Origin of the sequence: Pseudomonas sp. FSL R10-0399, from assembly GCF_009600165.1 — a bacterium.
Lineage (GTDB): Bacteria > Pseudomonadota > Gammaproteobacteria > Pseudomonadales > Pseudomonadaceae > Aquipseudomonas > Aquipseudomonas helleri.
This window is the reverse complement of the sequence record NZ_WIWK01000340.1, coordinates 1-272: the sequence shown is the minus strand read 5'-3', so window position 1 is coordinate 272 and position 272 is coordinate 1. Positions and strand designations below refer to the sequence as shown.

The following is a 272-nucleotide window of genomic DNA, read 5'->3' as shown; positions in this document are numbered from 1 at the left end:
TTCTCTCAATCGTCCGCATGCAAATCCGCCATCAGATCATCAATGGTGGCGAACTTCTGCAGCTTTCCGCGCCGCGCTTCTTTCATCGCGGCAACGGTTTTGGCGTTGGGCACCAACGGCTCGAATGGCAGCGCCTTTTCCTGCGCTATACGGGTCATCATCATGCGGAAAGCATCGCTAACCGTTAAGCCCATTGTCGCAAGTACTGCAGCGGCTTCTTCTTTGATGTGCTCATCGATACGAGCACGAACGACAGCATTTGTGGACATGGG

Annotated in this window: 1 protein-coding gene; it reads right to left on the bottom strand. The window is 54.0% G+C overall.

The annotated features are described in order from the left end of the window. Positions 1-5: 5 nt before the first annotated feature. Positions 6-269, bottom strand: a complete 264-nt coding sequence (locus GHO41_RS29660; protein ID WP_024265237.1) for a type II toxin-antitoxin system RelB/DinJ family antitoxin — start codon at positions 267-269, stop codon at positions 6-8. Positions 270-272: the final 3 nt, after the last annotated feature.

Coding starts and splice junctions, on each gene's coding strand:
- GHO41_RS29660 (WP_024265237.1), bottom strand. CDS start 269: ATGTCCACAAATGCTGTCGTTCGTGCTCGTATCGATGAGCACATCAAA.